Raw genomic sequence first — 25,285 nt, forward strand, 5'->3', positions numbered from 1 at the left:
CGCTGCATTGTAACGCTATTTTTTACTCATTGAATAGAGCACATCGCGTTCGCGTTCCAATTCATTTTTCGTCAAATATTTTCAGAACAACCGTAAAGCACCATTTACTGATATTTCGGTTTTTTTCTCAATGATCAAAGATGCCTAATTTTAGGAAATACCAAAATGTCTAAGTTTTAGATAAACTTATTTTTATTTGCAAAAAAATGATAAAAATAGACGGCTTAGCTTTTACATTTAAAGTTTTATGAAATAGCAAAACCTGCATTATACTACGCACATTCTTTCATTTCCCTATCTCCTATGACCACCGATAACTCAGGTTTAGTGCAAGCACGTGCGCTTGCGCTGTTACCGCTTATTGTTTTTTTAGCCATTTTCTTAGGCAGTGGTATTTACCATTCTGTGATTGGAACCGAGTTTGCGTTCTATCAAATGAAAGCACCTGTTGCGGCCATTCCTGCCATTATTTTGGCGGTATTGATTTATCGCGGTGAACTGAATCAAGGCATCGAAACCTTTCTGCGCGGTGCAAGTCACCCGAACCTTATCTTAATGTTCATGGTGTTCATGCTGGCAGGTGCATTTGCCAGTACCACCAATGCCATTGGCAGTGTAGATGCCACAGTACAAATGGGCTTGTCTGCAATTCCACACGCCTTTGTGTTACCGATGCTATTTATTATTTCAGCGTTCATTGCAACAGCAATGGGTACCTCAATGGGTACCATTGCGGCCTGCGCACCCATTGCCTTTGGTTTCTCTCAAGCCACTGATATTGCTGCGGTCTATGCCATAGGTGCAGTCGTGGGCGGTGCGATGTTTGGTGACAATCTTTCAATGATTTCGGATACCACCATTGCAGCCACCACCAGTCAAAACGTTCAGCTTCGAGACAAGTTTCGCGTCAATGTCTGGATTGCAGTACCTGCAGCTTTAGTCACGATCGCTATTTATGTCTTTAGCATCCATCAAACCAAAACCATTCAGTCGAAAGACTTTAACCCTTGGCTAGTGTTGCCCTATGTCGTGGTATTTTTCCTCGCCTTCAGTCGTTTACACGTGCTTGCGGTACTTACAGTCGGTGTGGTGCTCTCTGGGGTGATGGGACTGATTGCACAGCCAGAATTTACCGTCATTCAACTCAACACAGCCATCTATGATGGTTTTGTCGGTATGTTTGAAGTCGCTTTACTGTCGATGTTCTTGGGCGGTCTTTCGACCATTATGCAAAAAGAAGGTGGACTCGACTGGCTTATTCAACGCATTTACAGCCTAACCCGTTTATTTAAAGTTGGTCGTGAGCGCGCAGGTGAAATCGGATTGAGCTTTTTAGTGGTGTTTTCCAACATTTTTGTGGCCAACAATACTGTAGCGATTATTTTATCGGGCGATATGGCACGTGAAGTCGCTAAAGAATATGGCGTAGACCCAAAACGTGCAGCCGCTTTGCTCGACATCTTTTCATGTGTTGTACAAGGGCTTATTCCCTATGGTGCACAGCTTCTATTGGCCTGCTCAATTGCAAAGCTTTCGCCTGTTGAACTCATCGGCAGCATTTACTACTGTTGGATACTGGCAATCTTTGCCATCCTTGCGATTGCATTCCGTTTTCCACGACTGAAATCAGCCTGATCATTTCATACATTTCAGCGCCTTCCAAAAGGCGCTTTTTTTATGCCTGCTGTTATTTCAGTTGTCGTTTCAACTGTAATAAGGTCTGTCCACTGTGCTGTTTATAGGCACGCGCTAAAGCAGACTGTCCCGAATAGCCGAGTTGTAAGGCGATTTCAGTTAAGCTTAAATCTTGTTGTAAGAGATATTCACATCGCTTCATGCGCTCTGACTCAAGTACTCGCTTAAATGAACTATCCCAGTCTTGTAACTGGCGTTGTAAGGTCCGCGTTGAAAGGTGTAATTCATTGGCAATCTGTTCGATTTTAGGGGCTTCTGCATGCACTTTAAGATAATCGGCCACGGCGCTATGAATCTGTTGCAATACGCTTTCATAACGAGGCTTGAGTGCAATTGCCACCTCTGCTTGTTTCAGTAAAAGCTGCGTTAAAGATGGATCAGCAAAGCCCGATTTTAACGCCAGACTGTCCGCACTCATCACATAGGCATAGCAGCCTTGATTAAAGCTCACTTCACAGCCATAAAATTTTTGATAATGATACTGTGCCATCTGGGCTGGATGCGCCATTTGGATTTTTAAGAATTGTAATTGATCGGGGAAAATTTTCTTGGCCAAATACACAATGGATGCCATGGTCATTTCATTCAGTGAAGCATATTTATCATTGAGAAAAGGCCAAGTCAGCCAAATTTCATTGCCCCTTTGCTGCATCTGCATGGGACTAACTTCTGCACCATCAATCACCAAACGACTAAAACGCATCACATAACTCAGTGCTTCAGCCACGCTATTACTGCGTGTGGCCATATAGCCCAAAACACCAAAATGCTCAGGTTGAATAAATTTTGCCATCTCCATAATCAACTGAGGGCAATCCAGCTGCTCTCGCGTCAGTTGTAAAATCGTTTGAAAGAATGAAAATGGCGATTGGGTATCAATTGGCAGTTGTAATATATGCTCCAGTTCATACTGATATTGCGCTAAAAAACCGAGTTGATGAAAATCAATTCCTTGCTCTATGAAGTACATGTTCCAAAGTTGAAAATAACCATTGGGGATTTGTAATTCTTGCATGACGGCCTACCCGCTATTTGACATGCGATATTTTCACATTGGCGTAAAATGTATAAAAAATGGCAATATCTGTCAAAACAAACTGCATTTTCTCCGACATACTGCAATCATCCAAGGCAAATGAAGTAAAACAAAATGAATGCCATTGTTACAGCCCCTATTGAACCGATTGTACGAACCCAACTGAATTTTAAGCTCGATGAAGTGCCCCGTTTTTGGTTTGGCGGCGACCCATTTCGAACGCGTATGTTTGATGCACTCAGCCTCACTTTCCCCGATGGAGAACGCTATTTTATTCAAAGCGTGCGTTTGTTTAGGGACCAAATTACAGACCCAAGCTTAGCAGCTCGTGTCAGTGATTTTATTAAGCAGGAAGCACAGCATGGCATTGCCCATGACAAAATGAATCAGGTCATGCGAGAACAAGGCATGCCAGTCGATCAGTTTATTCAGCGTTTAAATAAAATCTTCAAGTTCGAATTAAGCAAACGATCGCCGCAATACAACATTGCTATGACTGCGGCAGCAGAACATTTAACCGCACTGATGGCCGAAACTTTTTATAGCCATAAAGCCACGTTGGCTGAGGCCCACCCCTATGTGCGTGCTTTATTTGCATGGCATGCCATTGAAGAAATGGAACACCGTGATGTCGCGTTTGATGTGATGAAACAAGTCGGACATGTACCTGAAGCGACGCGTCTATTTGCATTGGCCTTTACCACGGTGATGATGTTTGGTTTCACCACCTATCGTGCAGATGTCATGCTCAAACATGATGGCTTTAACCGTATTCAGCGCTTGCAAATGATGCGTAAAGGACTGCCCTGGTTCTTTGGGAAAAAAGGGATACTGTCTCGGATGCGTGGTCAATATCTCGATTGGTTTAAGAAAGACTTTCATCCCAATCAACATCCTGTGATTGAACAGTACGATGTTTGGATCGACACCCTAGCAGAAACGAATGATCCAATTTTAGCAGGTGAAGCTTTTTGGCAAGCAGGGAAATAATTCAGTAAGCGCAACAAATATACACTTTGGATGAGTTTAGGTATCATACGCCCATCTTAAAACATGGGCATATGAAGTTGAATTTGTATGTCCAATTACATCCGAAGTTAAAAATGTCTTTTAAATTCAAACTCCGCGTTCTTGGTTATCTGATCATGGTCAATGCAGTGATTTCGATGCTCATTGCTTGCAGATATTTCCTGTATTTATCTGAGTTTCCAACAGATTTACTGGGATTCAGTTTCTTATTTACTGGAACATTCTCGCACATGACTGTGCTTGCGTCCCTGATTGGCTTGATCTTGATTCCGAGCTTATTTCTACCCAATACGCTACGTCATATTACGCAAGCAAGTATTGCTAGCTTGGCACTCATTGCACTGATCATAGATACCTTTGTTTATGCACAGTACCGTTTCCACATCAATACTGTCATGTTGGAACTGGTGATGTCAGGTCAGGTTGTGAGTTTCTCACTCTCAACATGGCTGATGGTCATTGCTGCGATTACCTGTATTTTTGCGGCACAATTTTACTTCATTCGATTCTTAGAGAAAAAATTACCCACGTTTTCATGGAGCATTGGTAAAAAGTTTACAGGCTTAGTGTTTGTCACGTTACTTTTAAGTAATGGTATCCATGTTTGGGCAGCGGCACATGTGTATCAGCCTGTGACCATGACACAACGCTATTTACCAATGTTTTATCCGATGACCTCGAATAAAACCATGAAAAAATACGGCTGGATTGATGAAGAAGCCTTAGAAAAACAAAAGGCTATGTCTTTAGAACGTAAAAGTGACCTAAATTATCCGCTGACGCCGATTGTTGGAGAAGCTCCAAAGCAACCTACCAATATTATGTTTATCGTGATTGATTCTTGGCGTGCAGACACATTTAATGCAGACAACTCACCAAACCTGTGGAGTTATGCGCAGAACGGAAAGATTTTTAATCAACACTATTCAACAGGAAATGCCACACGCACAGGTATTTTCGGGATGTTCTATGGTATTCCTGGTACTTACTGGCACGGCATGATTGTGAACCGCCAAAGTCCAGTATTTATTGATCGTTTGCAAGCGCTAGATTATCAACTCGGTTTATTTGCTGCAGCCAAATTAACCAACCCTGAATTCCACGAAACCGCGTTTTCAAAAGTGCCTAATTTACGTATTGGTTCTTCTGGCAAAGTGGCGGGGGGTATAGATGAGGAATTAACGCAAGATTGGTTAAAGTGGTATGAAAAAAGAGATCGAAACAAACCGACCTTTTCATTTTTATTTTACGACTCCCCACACGGATACAGCTTCCCTAAAGACTATCCACACCAGTACAAACCTATGCTGGATGAGGTTAATTATCTCAAGTTAAGTAATGATTCTGATCGTTCATTAATGATGAATCGTTATAAAACCAGTGTGCATTACGTCGATAGCATTGTGAAACAGGTTTTAGATAAACTCAAAGAAACAGGTGATGCAGAGAACACGTTGGTCATCATTACTGGCGACCACGGGCAAGAAGTGAATGATAATCTTCAAAATTTCTGGGGACATAATGGTAACTTTACCGACCCTCAAGTCAAAGTTCCCTTTGCAATCATTGGTCCAAAGATACAAACTGATGCACTATGGGATAACCAAGTTTTAACCAGCCATCAAGATATTGTTCCAACCCTGATGAAGAACTATTTAGGTGTAACCACAAAAATTCACGACTATTCAGTGGGTGAAGATTTGTTGGGAGCACAAATTCAACGTGATTGGATCTTAGCATCTAGCTATAGTAAGTATGGCATCGTTACACCTAAAAGCATCTTAGAAGTGGGGGCTGTTGGTCAGTTCGAAATCTTAGACAAAAAGAATCAGCCAATGTCAGATCAAGAACCAAACTATGCTCATGTTCAAGCAGCATTGGAGCAAATTAGTCGCTTTAATAAATAAAGGCGAAAGAAAAACCGGCATGATGCCGGTTTTTCTTATCACAAGTGTTTTTACCACTTTGCATAGTGCTGTTCGAGCAGCCCATATTCATTCAGCAATACAACCTCTTGATCACCCTGCTGAATCGTACCGCTAATCTTGGCTTGCCACTGACTAAACTGACTGCCCACGAGACGCAAGTTTAAATTTTCAAAACGGCGCCAACCCGTAGTCACGGTTAAATTTAAACGTTCATCTAACGAGCGAATGCTCCAACGTCCTTCTTCTTCCATTTGGAACAGAACATCACTCACGGTATAGAGCTTTCCATTCATCCACAGACAGTTTTCATTGCCAAAACTTTCATTCACACCAGAAGCTAAATTGAGCCCAATGCGCTTACCCTGTACATCCCAAAAACTACAAGAGAGCCAAAACCAAGCTGTTTCCGGTCGGAGGAAACCACAGGTATCATCTAGCGCAGCCAAGGTTCGCTCATTAAACTGAATGATCTGCCCTGCTTTATTGGTAAAAAAACCCTCACACGCTAAGGTAGTCAGTTTCTGGGTATAAGTCCAACCATTAATCCCTGTTGGACTACACATACTCAATGGATCAGTACCTGCGCAGAAAATTCGGGCACTCAGCTTAATCTCACCATACTTGGTGACTTGAACATAGCGCACCCCATTGGCATGCTGAATTTCAATTTGAAAAGGTGAATTTGCAAATACACTTTGATTATATAAAGGCTGTTCATCTAATACGGTTTTACGCGCCAGAAAATTGACAGCGTTCCATTCAAGCACTTCATTTTTGAGATGATCATAAATATAAACGAAACCGTGTCCAGCCCAAGCAATATCAGCAATCGCTAAGCCAATGGTGTAGTGTTCATGTTGAATGCTACAAAACTTAAATTTCTTATATTTCAGCTTTTTCCGCCAACCAGTGAGCACTTCACCATATGGGGTTTTATACTGATACTTATTTAAATCAATGGTTTTTGGAAGTTCGCTAAACCGACCATAATGTGGTTGTCCGTTGGACTGAATCAAATCCATTGATGCTTTATCCTTAAGCAAAAGTTAATTAATATCCATAAGCATATTATGCCTATAATTTTAAAGGTGAAAAGTATTTAGTTTGTTTTTTCATCAAATTATTCACTAAACCTGCTTTTTCTTTTTAATACATCACTTAAAAAAATTAGGAATGATTCAAACTGAATTTAACATCAGATATTTATTTTCCCACGTGTTTGCATCAAACTCAGCTTCAACCAAAGCCACATAACGCCCATATACACAATCAATCGCAATACAGTCATCGACGTCTAGAACACGGTCAGTATGTTGCTTTTGCCACTTTTGATAAAAATATTGTTTGCCAAGTTGTTTAGCTTCCGCGGCATGCGGCGCAACGACGAGTACATAACGATGTAACTCACCAAATTCACGTGCGTCATAGCCACCTAAATTTATTAGCCACAGTTTTTCATCCTCTGTCTGGGGTTGGGCATCACTAAACTGTATTTGGTATTTTTTCCCTCGACTTTCAACACCATTCACTTGCGTCCAAGCATCAATATGTAAGCCTTTTTGTTCACCAAACCATGCATTTTTAAGTTGCGGGTAACTGTCTTCTAAACTGTCAGCGACTGCAAATACCACATCATGGACTTCGGTATTGGCACGGGCATGGCGACCACCAAGCATGACCATAAATAGGTTTGGCATTCTATTTCCTTTTTTTTGAAACATTTTTACAGCTAACATGCGATTCACCGAAAAGTCATTCGCAATTGTTCGAGGTAGACCACACTTCGATAGAAATGTTTTTGCAAGTACATTAATCACATGAAAGTATAGGACGATTTTTGCGAATGACAATCCCTTTGGTTACTTTGGGCTTATCCAAAGTAACATTATGAACTCCTTACATTTGAGGTGTAAGCAGCAAGACTCCGTCAAAATGCAGATAACGCTACATGACCAGTAAGATAGATTTGACCAGAGCTTTCATTGGGAGGAAATATCTTACTTTCGTTTCGGCAAAAGTAACAAAACCATCTTGTTGAGCGGACATTACATCCCTGTAAGGCTGCTCAACGAACGACATCCATGTCGCCTTCACTTATTCATGTTTTTGATAAACTTCTATTTCAAAAAAATCGTGCTGAATTGCTTCAACACGATTTTAATATTGTATAGCCTTCTCCACAGAGAGAGGCTTCACATCAGAGGAAAATTACATCTCAACCATTTCCACGCCATCAATACGTGCCACAGTCATCAAATCTTTATCACCACGACCTGAAACAGTCGCAATAATAATTTGATCCTTAGACATCGTTGGCGCAAGTTTAGTGACATAAGCCATCGCATGAGAACTTTCCAGTGCAGGAATAATCCCTTCAATATGGGTTAAATCACGGAAACCTTGTAAAGCTTCATTGTCATTGATTGGTACATAATCCACACGATGCATATCCTTTAAGAAACTATGCTCAGGGCCTACACCTGGATAATCCAAACCTGCTGAAATCGAATGGGTTTCAATAATTTGACCTTGTTCATCCGACATCAAATAAGTACGGTTACCATGTAAAACACCGACATGACCTGCATTCAATGGTGCAGAATGTTTACCTGTTTCAATGCCATATCCCGCAGCTTCAACACCGTACATTTTCACATCTGGATCATTCAAAAATGGATAGAACAAGCCCATTGCATTTGAACCACCACCCACACATGCCACTAAAGCATCAGGTAAACGCCCTGCTTGTTCCTGAATTTGTTTGCGAGCTTCACGACCAATAATCGATTGGAAATCACGAACCAATTGAGGATATGGGTGCGGGCCTGCAACTGTACCAATCACATAGTAAGTTGAATCAACATTGGTCACCCAATCACGCATTGCTTCGTTCATGGCATCTTTCAATGTTTTAGAGCCACTTTCCACAGGCACAACGGTCGCACCCAATAAACGCATACGGTACACGTTCATGGCTTGACGTTTCACGTCTTCAGCACCCATGAACACCACACACTCAAGACCTAAACGTGCCGCAATCGTTGCAGTCGCAACACCATGTTGACCAGCGCCAGTTTCAGCAATAATGCGTTTTTTACCCGACAGTTTTGCCAGTAAAGCCTGACCAATCGTGTTATTCACTTTATGTGAACCTGTATGATTCAGGTCTTCACGTTTTAAGTAAATTTGCGCACCACCCAACTCTTTCGACCATCGCTCAGCATAATATAAAGGACTAGGACGACCTACATAGTAGGCGAGGTCACGGTCGAATTCTGCCAGAAACTGCTCATCATCTTTCATACGGAAATAGAGCTTTTCTAAATCTTCTAATGCTGCCATTAGAGTTTCTGACACAAAACGTCCGCCATGGATACCAAAATGCCCGCGTTCATCTGGGTATTGGGTATAGTCAATCACATTACTTTGCTGATCCACGATGGACTCCTTGCATGAAGTTTTCTATAAGTTGTTGGTCTTTTATACCTTTAGCGGATTCGACGCCTCCGCTGACATCTACAGCATAAGCCCCAGTCGTCTTTATAGCGTCTTCAACATTAGTTGGGGTTAAACCACCAGCTAAAATTAAAGGAATATCCAGTTTGGGGAATTGTGACCAGTCAAAACTGTGTCCTGTTCCCCCTTTCAGTTCAGGATGCCATGCATCTAAGAGCACTGCACTTGCCCCGGCCTGTTGAAAGCGTTGAACTTCTGCCACCACATCCTGTTCAGGTTTCACTTGAATGGCTTTATACCAACGACGTCCTACTTGTGCCGCAATTGCCTGACAGCCTTCTGGTGTTTCATCACCATGAAACTGAATGATATCGAGCGCCACTTGTTTTAACACATCGGCAATGTCATCCGCAGTGGCATTCACAAAAAGTCCAACAGTTTGCACATAGGCAGGCACATGTTGAATCAATTCTTTTGCTTGAGCTGCACTAACATGACGTGGACTAGGCGGGAAAAATACAAAACCAATTGCATCTGCCCCGGCATTGACCACAGCGTGAATATCTTGGCTACGGGTAATTCCACAAATTTTGGCACGGGTTCGCATAGGTTATGACTCTGGCTCAACCCTATTTATAGCTGATCTATAAATAACAGGGCGAATCATTGTAATGCAATTTTTTCGCCTTGCGTAAAGTTCATCCTGAAAAATCTTTACATAGATTGTTTAATTCCCATACAAACCTTATACTGCGCGCAAATGCAATAAGTCTAAGCATTATGCTTTAGGGAAGTTGGTGAGAGTCCAACACTGCCCCCGCAACGGTAAAACGAAACGTATATCTTTTATAAGTGTTTGCACTTACATCACTGCACTCGTGTGGGAAGATGGGTATACCAATATTGTTTGCAATATTTATATTTAAGTCCGGAGACCTGCTTATTGCGCCGTTTAACTCAATCATTCACGGGGGGTGAATGTATGGAGCCAGCATGCCAAATTTATTTCAGCCTACAGCTTTAGTGGGCGCAATCGCTATTGCGATGGGTTTCTCCGCAACAGCATCTGCACAAGATAGTGTTAATGCGTCTTTAGATACACTCGTTGTGACTGCAACACGTTCTGAAGAAAAGATTAAAGACGTACCAGCACGTATCTCTATTATTGAGCCACAAATTGTTGAACAATCACCAATTGCATCTTTACCTGATCTATTAAAAACAGATGCAGCGATCAATATGGTACAAAGCGGTGGTATGGGGCAGCTTGCAGATATCTACTTACGTGGAACTGAATCAGATCACACCTTAATTTTACGTGATGGTGTTCGCTTAAATAATGCTTCTTCAGGTACTGCAAGTCTTGCATTTTTAGATACTACTGACATTAAACAAATTGAAGTCCTCAAAGGTCCAGCATCCGTTTTATATGGTACTGATGCGATTGGCGGTGTAATTCAACTTGTATCTAAAACACCTGAAAAAACCGGTGCTTTTATTACAGGAGAAATAGGTGAGCACAGCACTTATAAATCTGTAATAGGTGCAGACTTAGCAGAAAATGGTTTTTATGCACAAGTTCGTGGTCAACGCTTAGAATCAGATGCAACTAAAGTGACGAATCAAAACACCAATAAAACTGATACTGCATCTTTCGATCAAAAAGGCTTTAGTACCAAATTAGGCGTCGAAAAAGAAGACTATGCTGTATCAGTAGATTACAGCAGTAATAAAGGTACAAGTTTATACGATGCTTACACCTTTGATGGTACGTTACTAAAACAAGATTTTGAAAATGAAATCATCAATCTGCGTAGCCGTTTAAATGTAACGGATCAATTTGAACTCAACACACGTTTATCTCAATTTAATGACGAAGTTGATCAAAAAGATTCAACAGACTACGTCCATAGTAAGACACAAGAAGCTGAACTTTATGGCAAATGGAACTTCACTCCTAGCCAATCTATTATTTCTGGGATTACCCATCGCAAACTTGAAGGCGACATCTTATCTTATGGTACACCTTATAATGAAGATGTAGATTCAACTGGTTACTATGCTCAACATCAATACAACGGTTCAAAACTAAATACTCAAGTTGGTATTCGCCTTGAAGATAACGAAAAATATGGTTCACATACTGTAGGCCAAATGGCGGCACGTTATCAATTATTCGCTAACACAAGTATTTATACAAATATTGGCACTGCTTTTAAATCACCAACATTAAATGAACTCTATAACTCATGGAATGGTAATCCTAACTTAGATCCTGAAGAAAGCACCTCCTATGAAATTGGTCTTGATCAGGTTTTGGCTTACGGTTTCCAAACAGGTTTATCTGCTTATTACACTAAAGTAGACGACTTAATTGCATCTGGTTCAAATGGCTTATTAACCAACATTCAAGAGGCAACTTATCAAGGTGGCGAGCTATATCTAGGTTGGCAACAAGATGATTTATTTACGAAAGCAACCTATAGCTATGTTAAAGCTCAAAATGAAGAAACCAATGAAGACCTAAAACGTCGACCTCGCCAAGGATTCACCTTAACGACTGGTTTACAAAACGAAGTTTATGGCATTAGTGCTTCATTAGTTGCTAAATCTAAAGCCAAAGAATGGAATAAGAACTATAGCACTCCAGGTTATGCAACCATTGATATCAACGCATTTTGGAATGTAAATCCATATGTAAAACTCTTCACGAATATTCAAAATATTGGTGATGTTGAGTATAAAACCGCATATCAAGACCGTGGTTATTACTATATGAATGGCGGCCGCCTAGCTACCGCAGGAGTCACTTTCCGTTATTAATTTAACGTAAAGACTCAAAAAACAATTTAAAACAGCGCAATTTATGGATAATGTTTTGACCGGCATTATCCTTTTTTTCATTCTTTAGGCAGGACAAATTATGGGCCACCGTTTAAGTAAAATTTATACACGTACAGGCGACTCAGGCACCACAGGTTTGGGTGATGGATCACGTGTGACTAAAGATGATCTAAGAATTACCGCACTCGGTGATGTGGATGAGCTTAATTCAACAATTGGTGTGCTTCGTGCTCAAATTACCGCAAGTCAAATCACGGACAAAGCCACATGGGATAAAAGCTTAAGCCTGATTCAGCATTGGCTTTTCGACTTAGGCGGTGAAGTGTGTATTCCAAACTATCACTTGCTGCAACCGGTTTGTATTGAGTTTCTTGAACAAGAAATTGACCGCATGAATGAAGACTTACCCATGCTGAAAGAATTTATCTTACCTTCGGGTTCTTTAGCATGTAGCTATGCACACCAAGCACGCGCGGTATGTCGCCGAGCTGAACGTAGCTTAATGTCAGTGCACACGCGTGATCAAAATATTCAAAGCACCGCACTACAGTTGCTCAACCGCTTATCGGATTGGCTTTTTGTCGCATCGCGTGCTTTACAGCGTGCTGAAGGTGGCTCGGAAGTACTTTGGCAAAAAAATATCAATGAAACTATTTAAACGTTTCTAAGTTTTAGAACGAAATAGATTTTTTCGGAGTCTTCCTGTGATCAATTTACTGGAAGACTTTTTGATATTATTTTCTTTTGGGAATAGAAACCAAAACCATTTGCCAATTGTAAAACTCGTCAAATGCCATCACTTATCGTGAATATAAACATTTCATTCAAATTCAGTCCTACCTCAAACCATTACGAATCACATTTACGCATATCTGATATTTCCACCTTAGAATCTATCCCAATCAGATATTTTTAGCGCTACAATCACGCAAAAGACGTATATAGATCAGGTTCAATATGAGAATCATCGGACATCGTGGTGCACGTGGCGAAGCCCCAGAAAATACACTCGGCGGTTTTCGATATATTCATGATCTAGGCATACGTGCGGTTGAATTTGATGTTCGTCAGCTCAACGACCATGAGCTGATCATTATGCATGATGACAACATGCTCCGAACCACTGGGATCGACCAAGCGCTCTACCCATTAAGCAGCACACAACTCGATAGCTATAACCAAGCACATATTTGGCTAGACTGGGAAAAGCAAAGTACCCCAACACTACGACAAGCACTCCAGATTATGCAGGACTTTGAACATCTTGAAGTTGAAGTCAAAGCTGTAGAAACACAAGCTGAAGCGGAACGACTAACACAAGATCTCACACAGCAACTTAGAGGCTTTGAACACAGTGCGGTCATCACCAGTTTTGATCTTAAAATCCTACAAGCACTCCAAGATCAACACTCAACATTTAAACGTGGCTTATTGATTGAAGACGATATTCAACATCTTGCGATTGAACAAGCGCTCAAATACGACTGTTGCCAAATCGGCTGGATGAACCAACTGGCAACCGATGACTTGTTAAAAGCCACACAACTAGCGAATTTAGCCATTAGTGTTTGGACAGTGAATGATATCGAACGCGCCAAACATTTACGTGACTGTGGTATTGATGGATTAATTACCGATTTTCCTAAAATGATGCTACAACATTTGGCAGATGCACATTGAACAAGCCAACGACTGACTTGAGTTTTACATGAGTAGTGACACTGAAAATATTGATTTTTCATATTGATCGCTCTGCTACGATAAAGCCTAGAAATGCTTCGGTAATTTCGATATCTAAACATTCGTATTCTGTTACTGTTTAGTACAATACATCTGTACAATAATGCTAGTGAACCAAGGTTCGCTCATGCTAATATGCTGTAGCTTAATCCATGCAAAAAGTAATGGATTGACTTTCCATTTATACCTCCCAAGGTTTCAGGAGTGCTGTTGGAGATGAATGCTCCCCTACCCAAAGCCCCATTTAACTGGGTTGCAATTTTTGCATTGGTTTTTCTTCCCATTGTGGCTGTGATTGCAATTCCCTTATATGCCTTTCAGCATGATTTCAGCTTAGCCGCTTGGATCAGTATGTTTGTATTACTGGGTGTTAGTAGCTTAGGTATTACCGCTGGCTATCACCGCTTATGGGCACACCGTGCTTATGAAGCAAGCTTACCTTTAAAAATCATTTTGATGATTATGGGTACCTTTGCCGTGCAAAACAGTATTTTATTTTGGAGTTCAGGTCACCGTACCCATCACCGCCATGTCGATGATATCGAGAAAGATCCGTACTCGATTAACAATGGTTTTTGGTATGCGCACATGGGGTGGATGCTTCGTGACTATCCATCAGCAGAACCTGATTTTAAAAATGCACCCGATTTGCTCAATGACAAATTGGTGATGTTCCAACACAAATACTATGTTCCTTTAGTGATCATCGTCCACACAGGTATTTTATTACCAATTGGTTGGGCTGTAGGCGACTTATGGGGCGTGTTATTGTTGGGCGGATTAATGCGTTTAATCCTCAGCCACCACGTCACGTTCTTCATTAACTCTTTATGCCACATGTGGGGCAAACGTCCATATACTGACGAAAATACCGCACGTGACAACTTCTGGTTAGCTATTGCTACTTGGGGTGAGGGTTATCATAACTACCACCATATTTTCCAATACGACTACCGTAATGGTGTGAAATGGTGGCAATATGACCCAACTAAATGGTTGATTTGGTCATGCTCAAAACTTGGTTTAGCTAAAAATTTACGTCGTATTCCGAGCTTCAATATTAAAAAAGCTGAACTTGCGATGAAGTTTAAATACGCTGAACAAGACTTAGAAGTTCATGGTCTGAATGTCAGTGATGACATTAGTTCCGCGAAAGCTCGTATTGCGCAAGAGTATGATGCATTCACCCAAACCTTGAATGACTGGGCAAAATTGAAAGAACAAGAAATTCAAGCCAAGAAAACAGCAGTGGCTGAAAAAATCCATCAAATGGATGAGAAGCTCAAAATTGAATTTCAATTGGTTGAACAGCGCTTAGGTCATCACCGTCAAACCTTGACCACACTGATGCGCAGCATTAAAAAAGCCCCTGTTTCACAATAATTAATCTCTGATTCAGCATTTCAAAAGAAAGCTCCGCAAGGGGCTTTTTTTAGCAGTTCATAAAAGATAACAACATGGATATTAACAACATTCCTTTCGGTATCACCAACTGGACCGAGATACCAACTACCCGCCATACAGGTGATCAAGGTTATGCCCTATGGCGTACTCAGCAATTTGACGCGATTCGCGTGCGTATGGTGGAGTATTCTGAGAACTATTTGGCCGACCATTGGTGTTCTAAAGGGCATATCCTGTTGTGCTTAGAAGGTGAACTACACACCGAACTAGATGATGGTCGTAGCTTTACCCTCACGGCTGGCATGAGTTACCAAGTTGCAGATCAAGCTGAAGCCCATCGCTCGTCCACCTCAAAGGGTGCCAAGCTGTTTATAGTTGACTAAAACAGTTGGATATATGTCTTAACACTAAAACTTTGCTATATTGATGGGGTCATGGCTTATCCCTTGTGATCCTTCACTATGCAGTTCAATTCACGCTATTCTCTCCTTCCGTCAAAGCTTTATCACCATCAACAGCCCTTGCCACTGAAAGGGACAAAAGCAGGTCATTTCAATGCTGCATTGGCAGAACAGTTGCAATGGTCTGAAGCCGACAAACAGTCTTGGGTAGAGATTTGCAGCGGACAAAAAACCTTTAGTGAATTTGAACCATTGGCAATGGTCTATGCAGGACATCAATTTGGTCAGTGGGCAGGACAGCTCGGTGATGGTCGGGGTTTATTGATCGCACAAATTCTCGATCAACATGGGCAAACCATTGACCTGCATTTAAAGGGTGCAGGTTCTACTCCTTACTCGCGTATGGGAGATGGTCGTGCGGTACTTCGCTCCGTCATTCGTGAGTATTTGGCTGGACATGCGCTGAATGGTTTAGGCGTCGCATCGAGTAATGCTGTTGGCTTTACCTCGTCGACTCAAGGCGTGCAGCGGGAGAAATTGGAACTCGGTGCAATGATGTTACGCACATCAGACTGTCATATTCGCTTAGGACATTTTGAGTGGATCAACCAGTACCAACCTGATTTACTCGACGAATTTACCCAAAAATGCATCGAATGGCATTACCCTGAGTGTTTAGAGGCAGAGCAACCTGTTTTGGCATTTGCAACTCAAGTGATTCAACGGACTGCGATAATGATTGCCAAATGGCAACTGGTCGGTTTCGCACATGGAGTAATGAATACCGATAATTTAAACATTACAGGTTCAACCCTCGATTTTGGCCCTTATGGCTTTATGGAACGCTTTCGTCCGAATTGGATTAACAATCATTCCGACTACCAAGGCCGCTATACCTATCAGCAGCAGCCAAGCATTGGACATTGGAACTTATGGACATGGTTGAATAACCTCATTCCGCTTTGTCCGCAAGACTATGACAAAGAACAATGGAAGCAAGACCTTGCCGATTGCCTAGAGCACTATGAACCCACATTCTTGGAGCACTACAAACTGGGTTTAAGCCAGAAAATGGGCTTACCTCATTTCCACACGGACAGTTTTGACTGTGCCATGACCTTCTTACGAATTCTACAAACCGAACAGCTCGACTACACACAAAGCTTTACGCGTTTACAGAATCAACACTATGAAATGATTAAAGATGACTGCCTTGACCGTCGTCAATTTGAAAGTTTCCTCGCGCAATATGAACAGATTCGTGCAAATCAAGACACAGCAGCACTCAATGCAGCCATGCAACAAGCCAATCCTGTTTATATCCTACGCAATCACATGGCACAAAAAGCGATTGAGGTGGCTGAACGGAATGATTTCTCAGAAGTCGAACGCTTATTTGACCTGCTTAGCCACCCATTTGAGCGAAATGTAGCACTAGAGAAAGCGGAAGATTTAGCACCTTTGCCAACGGATGTTCCAGAGGTGATGGTGAGTTGTTCCTCTTAAGCGTTTTGCTTAAACTGTGGATAAATTAAACAATATCCACAGGGCTTCGCCCACTAGAGTGATGATCACCATGTCCTTACACCTTATTGCTGCAAAAGCTGCACTTGCCCTGCCAGAAGTGACGTGTAGTCAGCCCTTTGGTGAAGGCTGTGATGTCTATAAAGTCATGGATAAAATGTTTTTGCTCAATTCATCATTAAGTGGTACCGCTTTAAGTAACTTAAAAGTTACGCCTGACCACGGCGCGATGCTACGTGATATTTATCCGTATATTCATGCAGGATGGCATATGAATAAAAAGCATTGGATTTCAATTTATGAAGATGAAAACGTAGATTCGGATTTAGTCATTGATCTGGTACAAAGTTCTTATGAGCTCGTAGTATCCAAGCTGAATAAACGACAAAGACAGCGAATCGCTGCGCTTAAAGCCATCACCTAAATATGTATTGAATGAAAAAGATTTTTAATTACGCCTATTACATGTCCTAACGCGCAACCCTATCACTGCATCAAACAGGTCATGGATTTGAAGGTATATTGTCTCGGCTAAACAGTTTTTCAACGTTTTCTACGTATTGCCCATTTGGAACCCAAATTTTGAAAAGAAAAGCGAAATGAGACATTTATAGATGATAAAAAAAGCCCGACATCCTGTCGGGCTTTTTCGTATTGGTTAGCTAGGTATAACTCCTGTTGTACCTCACATCCTAGTGTTGAACTTATCATTTTTGTTTTATGTTTTGGAACTTCCTGTTCTCTATGTCTGCATCATATAAAAAATCTTGGGACTGACCTAGACGCAATCCGCTTGAATTGGTGTAAGCCAAAACGTACATAGAAAAATAAGCTTAATTAGACTTACCCCCAAAATTATCCGCAGAAATTGTGGATAGTTTTCAGGATGACCGAAGCTGAACCTTACTCCTTAAAATTAATTTTTGCGTGATTTAAAAGCAACTTTATAGCTCACTGCTTCAATCTGTCGGAAATACAACCACTCTTTTCTCAATTTTGCCTATTTAATTATCTATACATATCAATCCGAAAAGATGGAGTATGCAAGTCGCTCACTCTCCACCCAAGTTAATCAGCAGGTCATGCCAAACCTCAGATAAAGCCCCATTGAGAATCAGTAAAATCTTAGTCATTTTCATATTCAGTTGCTTATTTGAATGTATTGTCGAAAAGTTTGGACGCTATCTTATAGTCCAACCCTAAGTGACATACATAGGGCTAGCAGAATGCTTCGCTGATTTGAATACAGGCTCATCGACTTTGTCTAAAACAAACGTAAAAGCAAAAAGACAAACTAAAACATTATTTTAGATACTTATCATTTAGCAATAAATCAGAACCCTCAATGATCAAAAGCCCAATAAAAAAGGACTCATAGTGAGTCCTTTTTTAACATCATTACTTACGCTTTAGCTCTTCTTCGGCTTCAATGTTTTAAATAAAACAAATAACACCAGGATCCAGACAGGAAGCATCAACACGGAAAGCATAAAACCATGATTCCACATGATATATAAAATCATCAGCATAAATACTAAAACAAAATAATTGCTAAACGGTGCAAATAACGCTGGAAACTTGGTTTGAATGCCCTGCTTTTTCATACTCTGCCTAAATTTAAGATGGATCAAACTGATCATCATCCAATTCAACACCGCAGCACTGACCACAATATAAATCAGATAACTGAGCGCTTTTTCAGGCAAAAAGTAATTCAACAGCACGCAACCAAAAATCAGTAATGCTGAAAATAAAACAGCCGCAATCGGTGTCCCTTGTCGATTAACCTGCTTAAAAACTTGCGGGGCATTGCCCTGTTCGGCCAGACCTAATAGCATGCGACTATTGGCATACATCCCACTATTACAAACAGAAACCGATGCCGTCAGAATAATAAAATTGAGTAAATGCGCTGCCCAATCAATGCCTATTTGCTTAAAAATCAGTACGAATGGGCTTTTATCTAAGCCCCCCAAATCCAATTGATTCCAAGGCACCAGAGACAAAAGAATCGCCAGCGAGCAAATATAGAATAGGAAAACCCGAATCACCGTTTGATTGACGGCTTTTGGAATGTTCTTTTCAGGATCTTCGGTTTCCGCAGCCGCCATACTGATCAACTCAATACCGCCAAAGGCAAACATCATAAAGGCCAGCATATAAAACAAGCCTTCAAAGCCATGTGGGAAAAACCCGCCATGTACCCATAAGTTCGTGACAGATGCAGTTGAACCGACATCAGCCGTCAACAACAGATAAATCCCGAAGATGATCATGGCGATAATCGCCACAACTTTAATCATCGACAGCCAAAACTCAGACTCCGCATACAGTTTGACATTGGCAAGATTGGCCAGTGTGATCACCACAAAAAACACCAGCACCGAGACCCACGCAGGAATATGTGGCCACCAGTAATTCACATATTTACCAATCGCGGTCAGCTCAGTCATCACCACTAAGATGTACAGCACCCAGTAGTTCCAGCCCGTTAAAAAGCCTGAAAACCGCCCCCAATATTTAAAGGCAAAGTAGCTGAATGAACCCGTCACTGGCTCATGCACAATCATTTCACCGAGCTGACGCATAATTAAAAATGCAATCAAACCGCCAATCATATAACCCAAAATAATCGAAGGGCCAGCAGATTCAATAATATGTGCTGAACCTAAGAACAGCCCTGTGCCAATTGCACCCCCCATGGCGATCAATTGAATATGGCGGTTCTTTAAACGGCGCTGAAGTTTAGGCGTCTCGCTGCTCAAAACACATGCTCATCTGATAAAAAAATGAATTGTACCGCTTGCACAGACGATCAACCAGTCTTGTCCTTTTAAATTGCAGATTGCTCGGTTTCATTTCACCAGTTGGAGATTTAAGCAAACTGCTGATTTTGATTGCTGCCTTTGCTTTAATTCCATAAAAAAAGCGGATAGCCCAAGGCTGATCCGCTTCTTCTATCGTTCAGTAAACTGCATTAATCTTCAGGATATTCAAAACGGTAGCCTACACCATATACCGCCTGAACCCATTCATGACGGTTGCCTGTTTCAGCTGCATCCGAAATCTTACGACGTAAGTTCTTAATATGGCTATCAATCACACGGTCAGCTACTTCAAAGCTATCTGGGTTGATATGATCCAGTAACTGCGCACGTGAATACACTTGACCCACATGCTCTAAAAACAACTCCAGTAAACGAAACTCGGTTGGCGTTAGGTTTAAAGGCTTTTGTTGATACCAAATGCGTTGTTGCGCTTTATCCATACGGAACAAAGACTGATCTTCAGGCTCAGCTTTACGCTCTAAACGACGTAACACGGCTTGGACACGCGCTACCAATTCTTTTGGGCTAAAGGGTTTACACACATAGTCATCTGCTCCCATGTTCAAGCCAAGCACACGGTCAATTTCTTCCGTACGCGCGGTGACCATAATAATCGGTAGATCCGACTGTTCACGAACTTTACGGCAAATGGTCAAACCATCCATACGCGGCACCATCAAGTCTAAAATCATCAGACTCGGTCTACGCTGCGTAAAGCTATCAAATGCGTCCTGACCATCGTGAAACATACTGACTTCAAAGCCCGCTGCTTCAAGATAATCGCGGACTAATTGTGCAAGTTCTACTTCATCTTCAACCAGCATAATATGTTTCATACATACTTCCTTTTGTGTTTCATTTTTTTGGGAACGTTAACTTGCAACGTAAACCACCCAAAGGCGAATGATCAAAACTCAATTCGCCGCCCAAAGCCTGTGCCAGTTTAGCCGATAAAGCCAAACCTAAACCTGTACCACCTGTGCTCCGCGTACGCGAGTCATCGACTCGATAGAAACGCTCACCGAGTCGTGCCAGTTGCTCATCAGTTAAACCATATGGACTGTCATCGACATAGACTGTCCAATCTGTTGCAGACTGTTCCGTATGAACTCGAACCTGACCACCTGCTTCGGTATAACGAATGCTATTACCCAATAAATTGACCATGATTTGCTTAAAGCGGTCAATATCAAGTTGTAACTCAGCGCCCTCACCTTCGACACTGATGCTTAAATGGGCCTGTTCAAATTTAGGCTTAAAGTTTTCCACTTCTTGCTCAATTACCGCCCATGGGTTCACGGTTGCAAAGTAACAGTTTAATTGCTGTGCTTCCGCTTGTGCCAAATCAGCCAAGTCATGCGTGAGTTTTTTCAAGCTGGTGACTTGGCGTAACATCGATTCAAAATGCTCAGGCGTTGGTTTTCGAATACCGTCTTGCATCGCTTCGATCTGCGCTTGTAACACTGCCAGCGGTGTTTTCAACTCGTGCGAAGTATCTGACACCCACTGACGACGCGAAATTTCATGCTGATCTAAAATCACAGCCAATTGATTCAGTTCATTGGACAAATCACCCAGTTCATCGTTTCGATTCACTTTAACTTGATGCTGAAAATTACCCTTGGTTAATTCACGCGTACCATTCAACAAGCGTTGAATCGGTGTCTTAAAATAAGTCGCAAGTAACAACGCCGCAATTAAACTGGCAAAAACGGTTAAACCATAGACCAGCAATAAATAACGTTTTTGGTTACTAAAGAAGTTGATACTCAACGCATCATCTTGATCGAGAACTGGTTTCAGCCCCAAGTAGCCCACCACTTGGTTATTCACTACAATAGGACGGAAAGAAACTTGATCATCCGAAGGTTCACCGACCACGAACTGACGCTGCGTATCGTATAAAGACAAACGCGAGCTAAGACCCAAACGGTCAGGCGTGGAAATAAACTGTTTTTTGCCTGTGTTTTGTTTGCTCTCTTGTTCAATCTCTTCTTTTTTACGATCTGGGCGGAACACATTTTGATTGGCGCTGAGCGGGAACTTTAAACCTTCAAAGGGTTGAAACTCAGAAGGTAAGTTTTCCTCCAAAGCTTGCAGTTCTTGTTCGGTTAAAATCTGCTTTTCATGTTTGACTTCAGTGGTAGAAACATCACTGAGTAAGGTTTTGGTATTTTCTTTAAAATAACGCTGTTGCAGAGCAATATCGTACTGGCGGCGCAACCACCAACGAGAGAGACGGTCATAATCATCTGGCGCGGCATGTCCTTCAATCTGCAAAATTTGCGCTTGAATAGCATTGCCCCAGTCATGATAAGTGCTATAAACGCCAGCCAAGTTATCAATCAGATGATCGAGCTTTTGCATTTCCACGTCCGCCACATATTTGGCAAAATTCTTTTGCATCGTCCAATGCAACACACCTAAACTCACCGTGGTAATCACCAAAGTGGTTAGCAATACAGTGAGGAATAAGCGTAAAGCAATCGGTACGCGGCGAATCTTCAAAAGCAATCTCTCGGTCATTCTTTTGCCTTGTTATTGTATAGAACACTGCACCAAAAAACTCTCCATTGTTTCTACATCTTTATTATTTAATCTTTAATCATCCAAAATCACATGCTCTTGTATGGGGGAGTTGTAGAATGAATAAGATGACAAAATTGGCTTTAGCCACTGCCAGCGTTTTATCTGTAGGTGCGTTGACTGCCTGTCAATCCCCCCAAGCACCGAAAGATATGGAGCAGTCGCAACATATGCATGGTCATTATCAAAAAGACCGTCACATGACACCTGAACAACGCGAACAATTTGAAAAAATGCGTACTGAACGCAAGCAAGTCATGCAAGACATTAAAAAAGCCTGCGATGGCAAAGCGGTGGGGTCAGCAGTCCAAGTCAAAGCAGGTGAACAAACGCTAGATGGCACATGTGCGATTTCGTTTAAACCGAACCGTGATGAAATGAAACGTGGTGAACACCGCCCAATGCGTGGTGATCAAGCCGATCGTGGTGAATTCCGTGGCATGCATATGCAGCGTGGCGAACCACTAACCGATGCGAAACGTGCTGAGTTAACTCAGCAATACGATCAACGTTTAGCTGAACGTCAAGCGCGCCAACAAGCTGCGACCAAAGCCTGCCAAGGTCAAACCGATGGTAAAGTCGTGCAGTTAAAAGTTGGCACACAAACAGTAGATGGCAAATGTATCGTTCACTTCCAGCCTAAAGCCCCTGTTTCAGCACCGAATAAGGCTGCTTAAGCCACTTTAAAAAGCATAAATATATAAAAAAGGCGCAAATTGCGCCTTTTTTATTGGACATAACTTTTTACGCTTTTTGACTATTTATGTCATGCCAAAAGCAGCAAAACTGTTTACACTCAGTGCACTTAGCGATTTTGAATAATATTTATTTGACTTTACAGTCACCAAGAAAAGCACCTGAACCGCTTGTACCAAATTAGAAGATGTTGCACGATTAAGTTATTCCAATCCGTGTCAAAGAAGACACGTTTTTATGTTTATTAGGATTATAAGCTGGTTAAACCAGTATTGAGGAAACCGATATGCCACAATACAAAGCGCCCTTACGTGATATGCAATTCGTACTGCATGAGCTATTGAATGCAGAAGAACACTATTCTAAATTGCCTGCATTTCAGGAAACCGTAAGCCGTGAATTGGTTGACCAATATTTAGAAGCTGCTGCAGATTTCTGTGAAAACGAATTGTCTCCAATCAACCAAAGCGGCGACCGCGAAGGTTGTACTTGGAATGATGGCGTTGTTACAACTCCAACTGGCTTTAAAGAAGCGTATCAAAAATATATCGAACTTGGCTTCCCGTCTCTTTCTGCTGAAGAACAATACGGCGGTCAAGCATTACCTGTTTCTTTGGGTAACGTGATTTCAGAAATGGTCGGTACTGCAAACTGGGCATGGGGCATGTACCCAGGTCTTTCTCATGGTGCAGTTCGTACTTTAGAACATCACGGTTCAGCTGAACAAAAAGATGCTTACTTACCAAACCTTGTTTCAGGTGTTTGGACAGGTACGATGTGCTTAACAGAATCACACGCTGGTTCTGACTTGGGTATTATCCGTACTAAAGCTGAGCCACAAGCAGACGGTAGCTATGCAATCACTGGTGAGAAAATCTTTATCTCAGCGGGTGAACATGACATGGCTGAGAACATTGTTCACATTGTACTTGCCCGTCTTCCTGGCGCACCTAAAGGCACTAAAGGTATTTCTTTATTCATCGTACCTAAGTTTAACTTAAACGCAGACGGTACTGTGGGTGAGCGTAACGCGGTGCGTTGTGGTTCTATCGAACACAAAATGGGGATCCACGGGAACTCAACTTGCGTGATCAACTTTGACAATGCAAAAGGTTTCCTGATTGGCCCTGAAAACCGTGGCTTAAACTGCATGTTCACCTTCATGAACACTGCACGTATTGGTACGGCTGTACAAGGTCTTGCAGCATCTGAAGGCGCATTCCAAGGTGCATTAACCTATGCGAAAGACCGTCTGGCAATGCGTTCTTTGACAGGTCCTAAAGCACCAGAAAAAGAAGCCGATCCAATTATTGTTCACCCTGCTGTTCGTAACATGCTATTAACTCAAAAAGCATTTGCTGAAGGTGGTCGTGCACTGGTTTACTTATTGTCTCTACATGCTGACGTGGTTGAGCAAGGCGCAACTGAAGAAGAACGTAAATCTTCTGACAACATCTTGTCGCTGCTTACGCCAATTGCAAAAGCATTCTTGACTGAAACAGGTTCTGAATCTGCAAAACACGGCGTTCAAGTGTTTGGTGGTCACGGCTTTATTTCAGAGCATGGTATGGAACAAATCGTTCGTGATACACGTATTGCGTGTTTATACGAAGGGACAACTGAAATCCAAGCGCTTGACTTGTTAGGTCGTAAAGTTTTGGGTACTCAAGGTGCAATGTTGAAAGACTTCACTAAGATTATTCACAAATTTGTTGAAGCAAACAAAGACAATGCTGCAATGAAAGAGTTTGTTGAACCTCTTGCTGCTCTAAACAAAGAGTGGGGCGACTTAACCATGCAAATTGGTATGAAAGCAATGCAAAACCCAGATGAAGTCGGTGCTGCTGCGGTCGATTACCTATACTTCTCTGGTTATGTAACGCTTGCTTATCTATGGGCACGTATGGCACTTGTAGCACAAGAAACATTGGCTGCAGGTACAACTGACATTGACTTCTATAATGCGAAAGTCACGACAGCTCGTTTCTACTTCAAGAAGATCCTTCCACGTGTTCGCTCACACGTTGACGTGATTGCTGGTGGCGTAGAACCATTACTCGCATTAGATGCAGAGCACTTTGCATTCTAAGTAATTAATAACTAATTCGATATTCGAAA

At 41.8% G+C, this 25,285-nt stretch carries 20 protein-coding genes and 1 riboswitch; of the genes, 12 read left to right on the forward strand and 8 right to left on the reverse strand.

Annotated features, from left to right (window positions below):
* The first annotated feature begins 303 nt into the window (after positions 1 to 303).
* Positions 304 to 1,635 (forward strand): Na+/H+ antiporter NhaC family protein, encoded by a 1,332-nt coding sequence (locus PTT44_RS15740; RefSeq protein ID WP_168159432.1) that lies wholly within the window; start codon positions 304 to 306, stop codon positions 1,633 to 1,635.
* 52 nt (positions 1,636 to 1,687) lie between these two features.
* On the opposite strand, the gene PTT44_RS15745 is transcribed toward PTT44_RS15740, so the two are convergent.
* Positions 1,688 to 2,710: an AraC family transcriptional regulator gene (locus PTT44_RS15745; RefSeq protein WP_168159433.1), complete on the reverse strand. Its 1,023-nt coding sequence runs from the start codon at positions 2,708 to 2,710 to the stop codon at positions 1,688 to 1,690.
* Positions 2,711 to 2,845: 135 nt separating this feature from the next.
* Here PTT44_RS15745 and PTT44_RS15750 point away from each other — a divergent pair, with 135 nt between their 5' ends.
* Positions 2,846 to 3,721 (forward strand): metal-dependent hydrolase, encoded by an 876-nt coding sequence (locus PTT44_RS15750; RefSeq protein ID WP_168159434.1) that lies wholly within the window; start codon positions 2,846 to 2,848, stop codon positions 3,719 to 3,721.
* A gap of 113 nt (positions 3,722 to 3,834) precedes the next feature.
* Positions 3,835 to 5,667: a DUF3413 domain-containing protein gene (locus PTT44_RS15755; RefSeq protein WP_171527553.1), complete on the forward strand. Its 1,833-nt coding sequence runs from the start codon at positions 3,835 to 3,837 to the stop codon at positions 5,665 to 5,667.
* Positions 5,668 to 5,717: 50 nt separating this feature from the next.
* Here the strand turns inward: PTT44_RS15755 and PTT44_RS15760 are convergent, their stop codons facing one another.
* From PTT44_RS15760 to PTT44_RS15775, 4 genes are all read right to left on the reverse strand, one after another.
* On the reverse strand, positions 5,718 to 6,710 hold the full coding sequence (locus PTT44_RS15760) for a DUF2804 domain-containing protein (protein ID WP_168159436.1): 993 nt from the start codon (positions 6,708 to 6,710) through the stop codon (positions 5,718 to 5,720).
* A 156-nt stretch (positions 6,711 to 6,866) separates the two neighbouring features.
* Complete coding sequence (locus PTT44_RS15765) at positions 6,867 to 7,385, reverse strand: DUF1543 domain-containing protein (RefSeq protein WP_168159437.1); 519 nt, start codon at positions 7,383 to 7,385, stop codon at positions 6,867 to 6,869.
* 511 nt (positions 7,386 to 7,896) lie between these two features.
* A complete protein-coding gene (gene trpB, locus PTT44_RS15770; protein ID WP_168159438.1) occupies positions 7,897 to 9,126 on the reverse strand; it encodes a tryptophan synthase subunit beta in 1,230 nt (409 codons plus the stop codon).
* The gene (locus PTT44_RS15775) at positions 9,110 to 9,751 is read right to left on the reverse strand and encodes a phosphoribosylanthranilate isomerase (protein ID WP_168159439.1); all 642 of its coding nucleotides are present in this window, start codon (positions 9,749 to 9,751) and stop codon (positions 9,110 to 9,112) included. The genes trpB and PTT44_RS15775 overlap by 17 nt, the downstream gene beginning before the upstream one ends.
* A gap of 143 nt (positions 9,752 to 9,894) precedes the next feature.
* Positions 9,895 to 10,102: riboswitch (cobalamin riboswitch) on the forward strand.
* 35 nt (positions 10,103 to 10,137) lie between these two features.
* Here PTT44_RS15775 and PTT44_RS15780 point away from each other — a divergent pair.
* The 7 genes from PTT44_RS15780 to PTT44_RS15810 all read left to right on the forward strand — a co-directional run bounded on the left by PTT44_RS15780 (position 10,138) and on the right by PTT44_RS15810 (position 17,481).
* Positions 10,138 to 11,967, forward strand: coding sequence for a TonB-dependent receptor plug domain-containing protein (locus PTT44_RS15780; RefSeq protein WP_168159440.1), 1,830 nt, complete (start codon positions 10,138 to 10,140; stop codon positions 11,965 to 11,967).
* A 100-nt stretch (positions 11,968 to 12,067) separates the two neighbouring features.
* The gene (locus PTT44_RS15785) at positions 12,068 to 12,646 is read left to right on the forward strand and encodes a cob(I)yrinic acid a,c-diamide adenosyltransferase (RefSeq protein ID WP_078388464.1); all 579 of its coding nucleotides are present in this window, start codon (positions 12,068 to 12,070) and stop codon (positions 12,644 to 12,646) included.
* Between the two features lie 299 nt (positions 12,647 to 12,945).
* Positions 12,946 to 13,668: a glycerophosphodiester phosphodiesterase gene (locus tag PTT44_RS15790; protein ID WP_168159441.1), complete on the forward strand. Its 723-nt coding sequence runs from the start codon at positions 12,946 to 12,948 to the stop codon at positions 13,666 to 13,668.
* Between the two features lie 276 nt (positions 13,669 to 13,944).
* Positions 13,945 to 15,111, forward strand: coding sequence for an acyl-CoA desaturase (locus PTT44_RS15795; protein ID WP_058951655.1), 1,167 nt, complete (start codon positions 13,945 to 13,947; stop codon positions 15,109 to 15,111).
* Between the two features lie 74 nt (positions 15,112 to 15,185).
* A complete protein-coding gene (locus PTT44_RS15800; protein ID WP_004983602.1) occupies positions 15,186 to 15,515 on the forward strand; it encodes a DHCW motif cupin fold protein in 330 nt (109 codons plus the stop codon).
* A gap of 78 nt (positions 15,516 to 15,593) precedes the next feature.
* Positions 15,594 to 17,039, forward strand: a complete 1,446-nt coding sequence (locus tag PTT44_RS15805) for a protein adenylyltransferase SelO (protein ID WP_168159442.1) — start codon at positions 15,594 to 15,596, stop codon at positions 17,037 to 17,039.
* A 70-nt stretch (positions 17,040 to 17,109) separates the two neighbouring features.
* On the forward strand, positions 17,110 to 17,481 hold the full coding sequence (locus PTT44_RS15810) for an MmcQ/YjbR family DNA-binding protein (protein WP_168159443.1): 372 nt from the start codon (positions 17,110 to 17,112) through the stop codon (positions 17,479 to 17,481).
* A gap of 985 nt (positions 17,482 to 18,466) precedes the next feature.
* Here PTT44_RS15810 and PTT44_RS15815 read toward each other — a convergent pair.
* The 3 genes from PTT44_RS15815 to baeS all read right to left on the reverse strand — a co-directional run bounded on the left by PTT44_RS15815 (position 18,467) and on the right by baeS (position 22,393).
* A complete protein-coding gene (locus tag PTT44_RS15815; protein ID WP_168159444.1) occupies positions 18,467 to 19,822 on the reverse strand; it encodes an amino acid permease in 1,356 nt (451 codons plus the stop codon).
* A gap of 212 nt (positions 19,823 to 20,034) precedes the next feature.
* Positions 20,035 to 20,721: a response regulator gene (locus PTT44_RS15820; RefSeq protein WP_168159445.1), complete on the reverse strand. Its 687-nt coding sequence runs from the start codon at positions 20,719 to 20,721 to the stop codon at positions 20,035 to 20,037.
* A gap of 19 nt (positions 20,722 to 20,740) precedes the next feature.
* On the reverse strand, positions 20,741 to 22,393 hold the full coding sequence (gene baeS, locus PTT44_RS15825) for a sensor histidine kinase efflux regulator BaeS (protein WP_004697753.1): 1,653 nt from the start codon (positions 22,391 to 22,393) through the stop codon (positions 20,741 to 20,743).
* Positions 22,394 to 22,530: 137 nt separating this feature from the next.
* Between baeS and PTT44_RS15830 the strand changes: the two genes are divergently transcribed.
* Both PTT44_RS15830 and PTT44_RS15835 read left to right on the forward strand, forming a co-directional pair.
* Entirely contained in the window at positions 22,531 to 23,148 is a 618-nt protein-coding gene (locus PTT44_RS15830) for a hypothetical protein (RefSeq protein WP_168159446.1), read from the forward strand.
* Between the two features lie 305 nt (positions 23,149 to 23,453).
* On the forward strand, positions 23,454 to 25,256 hold the full coding sequence (locus tag PTT44_RS15835; protein WP_168159447.1) for an acyl-CoA dehydrogenase C-terminal domain-containing protein: 1,803 nt from the start codon (positions 23,454 to 23,456) through the stop codon (positions 25,254 to 25,256).
* The last annotated feature ends 29 nt before the right edge of the window (positions 25,257 to 25,285 follow it).

Source organism: Acinetobacter sp. Gutcm_16 (assembly GCF_028649355.1).
GTDB lineage: Bacteria > Pseudomonadota > Gammaproteobacteria > Pseudomonadales > Moraxellaceae > Acinetobacter > Acinetobacter johnsonii.

What these genes read in the sequence shown, in the direction of transcription:
- PTT44_RS15760 (WP_168159436.1), bottom strand. Translation starts at nt 6,710, where the DNA reads ATGGATTTGATTCAGTCCAACGGACAACCACATTATGGTCGGTTTAGC.
- PTT44_RS15755 (WP_171527553.1), top strand. Translation starts at nt 3,835, where the DNA reads ATGTCTTTTAAATTCAAACTCCGCGTTCTTGGTTATCTGATCATGGTC.
- PTT44_RS15820 (WP_168159445.1), bottom strand. Translation starts at nt 20,721, where the DNA reads ATGAAACATATTATGCTGGTTGAAGATGAAGTAGAACTTGCACAATTA.
- PTT44_RS15800 (WP_004983602.1), top strand. Translation starts at nt 15,186, where the DNA reads ATGGATATTAACAACATTCCTTTCGGTATCACCAACTGGACCGAGATA.
- PTT44_RS15830 (WP_168159446.1), top strand. Translation starts at nt 22,531, where the DNA reads ATGAATAAGATGACAAAATTGGCTTTAGCCACTGCCAGCGTTTTATCT.
- PTT44_RS15805 (WP_168159442.1), top strand. Translation starts at nt 15,594, where the DNA reads ATGCAGTTCAATTCACGCTATTCTCTCCTTCCGTCAAAGCTTTATCAC.
- PTT44_RS15750 (WP_168159434.1), top strand. Translation starts at nt 2,846, where the DNA reads ATGAATGCCATTGTTACAGCCCCTATTGAACCGATTGTACGAACCCAA.
- PTT44_RS15780 (WP_168159440.1), top strand. Translation starts at nt 10,138, where the DNA reads ATGCCAAATTTATTTCAGCCTACAGCTTTAGTGGGCGCAATCGCTATT.
- PTT44_RS15835 (WP_168159447.1), top strand. Translation starts at nt 23,454, where the DNA reads ATGCCACAATACAAAGCGCCCTTACGTGATATGCAATTCGTACTGCAT.
- PTT44_RS15785 (WP_078388464.1), top strand. Translation starts at nt 12,068, where the DNA reads ATGGGCCACCGTTTAAGTAAAATTTATACACGTACAGGCGACTCAGGC.
- PTT44_RS15790 (WP_168159441.1), top strand. Translation starts at nt 12,946, where the DNA reads ATGAGAATCATCGGACATCGTGGTGCACGTGGCGAAGCCCCAGAAAAT.
- PTT44_RS15740 (WP_168159432.1), top strand. Translation starts at nt 304, where the DNA reads ATGACCACCGATAACTCAGGTTTAGTGCAAGCACGTGCGCTTGCGCTG.
- PTT44_RS15795 (WP_058951655.1), top strand. Translation starts at nt 13,945, where the DNA reads ATGAATGCTCCCCTACCCAAAGCCCCATTTAACTGGGTTGCAATTTTT.
- PTT44_RS15765 (WP_168159437.1), bottom strand. Translation starts at nt 7,385, where the DNA reads ATGCCAAACCTATTTATGGTCATGCTTGGTGGTCGCCATGCCCGTGCC.
- PTT44_RS15745 (WP_168159433.1), bottom strand. Translation starts at nt 2,710, where the DNA reads ATGCAAGAATTACAAATCCCCAATGGTTATTTTCAACTTTGGAACATG.
- PTT44_RS15810 (WP_168159443.1), top strand. Translation starts at nt 17,110, where the DNA reads ATGTCCTTACACCTTATTGCTGCAAAAGCTGCACTTGCCCTGCCAGAA.
- PTT44_RS15775 (WP_168159439.1), bottom strand. Translation starts at nt 9,751, where the DNA reads ATGCGAACCCGTGCCAAAATTTGTGGAATTACCCGTAGCCAAGATATT.